Source organism: Mycobacterium sp. 1423905.2 (genome assembly GCF_001673155.1).
Taxonomy (GTDB): domain Bacteria; phylum Actinomycetota; class Actinomycetes; order Mycobacteriales; family Mycobacteriaceae; genus Mycobacterium.
The window spans coordinates 1-2,190 of record NZ_LZLE01000017.1 but is presented as its reverse complement, the minus strand read 5'-3'; the positions used below and the strand labels follow the sequence as shown (position 1 = coordinate 2,190).

The following is a 2,190-nucleotide window of genomic DNA, read 5'->3' as shown; positions in this document are numbered from 1 at the left end:
CGATCCACTCGGCCGCTGAGGCGCTTATCCGCCGCCCGGGTAGACGCCCGGCAGGCCCGGCAGATTCTGCAGTGACGGCATGGGTCCGCCTTGCTGGAAGAGCGCGGTGGCGGCGTCTTGCCCGTTGGTCGCGGCCACCAGGTCGCGCACCTGGAAGAAGAGGTTGGTGGTGGCCTCGGTGGCGAGCTTGGCGGCTAGGTCGTACATGTTCATGTTGGTGCCGGGTACCGGCTGACCGCCCTTTGGCGTGGCGGGGCCGTCCTTGTTCAGCACCGAGTGGCACTCCTGGAATCCCGGCGGCGGGCCTCCCGCGGGGCAACCTGCGAGGGGGAACTGCTGAGAGAAGTTGATGCTGTAGTAACCGGTGTGCAGGTCAGCGGGGAAGTCGGCCGGGTTGCAGGTCGGGAAGATCGGCGGGGCCAGGCGGTCCAGTTGACCGATCGCGATGTTGTCCTCCACCCAGTTGGAGTGGGAGTAGAAGTCCTGCTGGGTGTGCGCGAGGGCGCCGAACGCCGCCCGAGCGGCCGGTCCGTTGGCTTCCACGCCGTTGTTGAGCACCGATCCGCTCAGCACGACGGGTGAGAAGGTGTCCCAGGCTTGTTGAGCACGCGCACACAGGTCGACCGGGTTGGCCGCGTTGTCGAGGTGGCGGAATTCGTCGGTCGCGAACGCGTCGCTGCCGATGGCGCCGGCCCCGGGCGGGGGGCCCAGCAAGATCTGGTTGACGGCCTGCTGGCTGACCTGGTCTGCAGGAAGCGCGTTGCGGGTGATCGTTTCGTGGTTCTTGATGTAGAACGCGTGTGCCGTGGGCGCGAACATGCCGAAGGATGCGGCAACGGCGACAGTCGACATGATCGCGACGAGAACGCCCAGTAGATGTCGGCGGGCAAGTGTCATCTGAAACCTCCCTGCTCATGGAAACGCGGCGTGCTACCGCTTTGCTAGACGTTTCCTTATCCACGCCACGAAAGCAACACGCTGTTTATGGAATGACCTTTGCTGCACGGACAGCAGGCGCTGACCTGGGCACCCGTGCCGGAGAACTATCGGAGTGGTGTTTGTGTTGTCGGTGCCCTCGCCCAACGTTATTCGACAGCTGTGGAACGGCCGTTAGCTGGCTGCTAGGCGTAGGGCAACGTGGCCATTGCCACCGTCTGTGCGCCGTCCTCGAGCACGGCGCGCAACTTCTCCCGCAATACTTCGGTGTCCTCGGCCACCGGTTTGTCGCAGAACCGGCACTGCGCGACGAATCTCGGCTGCTCGTTCTCTTGCGGCCAGAAGCGCCGCGGCCCGACCTGGGCGCCGGGGTCGTACTGGACCGCCTGATGGGCGACCTCTTTGAGGATGCGGCCGACGGGATGGGCTTGTGGGCACTCGAGTTTGAGCGTGCCGATTCCTTCGTTGTAGCTCATCGCGAATTGCCCTTCATCTTTTTCGACAGCAGCGGTCGCAGTCGAAGGTAGGCCATTGCGGGCTTTGCCGCCTCTCGGCAGGTTAGGCACAAACCAGCGGGGGAACTCGCATTGTATGAGTCAAAACGGACAGGTAATGACCGGCGAGCTCATCGCTTCCACGAACGGGAAGGGTCCGCGTATCGCGGCGGCACCGGTGCTGCTCTACGACGGTGTCTGCGGGTTTTGCAATCGCGGAGTGCAGACCATCCTGCGGTTCGACCGCAAGGGCACCCTGCGCTTCGCGGCGCTGGAGAGCGACTTTGCGCGCTCGGTCATTGAACGCCACCCGGACTTGGAGAACGTCGATTCGGTGGTGTTTGTCGACAAACCGGGCGCGCCGGCCGAGCGGGTGGCGATCCGAAGTGACGCCGTGTTCCGGGTGATCGACTACTTAGGCGGTCCGTGGCAACTGCTGCGCGCCGCGCGGGTCATCCCGTCACCGCTGCTGGACTGGCTCTATGACCGCGTCGCCGACAACCGGTACCGGGTCTTCGGGAAGTACGACAGCTGTCCGCTCCCTGCGCCTGAGGTGCGCGCGCGATTCTTGGACGCCTGAGTGTCGCAGGGGCAGCCAGAAATGGTGGTCCCGGCTGGGATCGAACCAGCGACCTTCCGCGTGTGAAGCGGACGCTCTTCCACTGAGCCACGGGACCGGCGCCGAGAGGCGAACGACGTCGAAGACTAACACGAGCCGCCAACGCGCCGAACGGCTCCAGTGTGCCTCAGGGGCGCACAC

General features: G+C 65.0%; 3 protein-coding genes and 1 tRNA gene. 1 reads left to right on the top strand and 3 read right to left on the bottom strand.

Annotation, left to right across the window (positions count from 1 at the left end):
- Window positions 1-24 precede the first annotated feature (24 nt).
- Window positions 25-897 (bottom strand): hypothetical protein, encoded by an 873-nt coding sequence (locus A9W95_RS00900; RefSeq protein ID WP_216638117.1) that lies wholly within the window; start codon window positions 895-897, stop codon window positions 25-27.
- Window positions 898-1,121: 224 nt separating this feature from the next.
- Window positions 1,122-1,412 carry a hypothetical protein gene (locus tag A9W95_RS00895; RefSeq protein ID WP_067408777.1) on the bottom strand — a complete coding sequence of 97 codons (291 nt, stop codon included), beginning with the start codon at window positions 1,410-1,412 and terminating at the stop codon, window positions 1,122-1,124.
- A 136-nt stretch (window positions 1,413-1,548) separates the two neighbouring features.
- Here A9W95_RS00895 and A9W95_RS00890 point away from each other — a divergent pair, with 136 nt between their 5' ends.
- The gene (locus A9W95_RS00890; protein ID WP_067408776.1) at window positions 1,549-2,010 is read left to right on the top strand and encodes a thiol-disulfide oxidoreductase DCC family protein; all 462 of its coding nucleotides are present in this window, start codon (window positions 1,549-1,551) and stop codon (window positions 2,008-2,010) included.
- A 22-nt stretch (window positions 2,011-2,032) separates the two neighbouring features.
- On the opposite strand, the gene A9W95_RS00885 is transcribed toward A9W95_RS00890, so the two are convergent.
- A tRNA-Val gene (locus A9W95_RS00885) sits at window positions 2,033-2,107 on the bottom strand.
- Window positions 2,108-2,190 lie beyond the last annotated feature (83 nt).

Excerpts from the sequence above, each read along its gene's own strand:
- A9W95_RS00900 (WP_216638117.1), bottom strand. The coding sequence starts at position 897 with ATGACACTTGCCCGCCGACATCTACTGGGCGTTCTCGTCGCGATCATG.
- A9W95_RS00895 (WP_067408777.1), bottom strand. The coding sequence starts at position 1,412 with ATGAGCTACAACGAAGGAATCGGCACGCTCAAACTCGAGTGCCCACAA.
- A9W95_RS00890 (WP_067408776.1), top strand. The coding sequence starts at position 1,549 with ATGACCGGCGAGCTCATCGCTTCCACGAACGGGAAGGGTCCGCGTATC.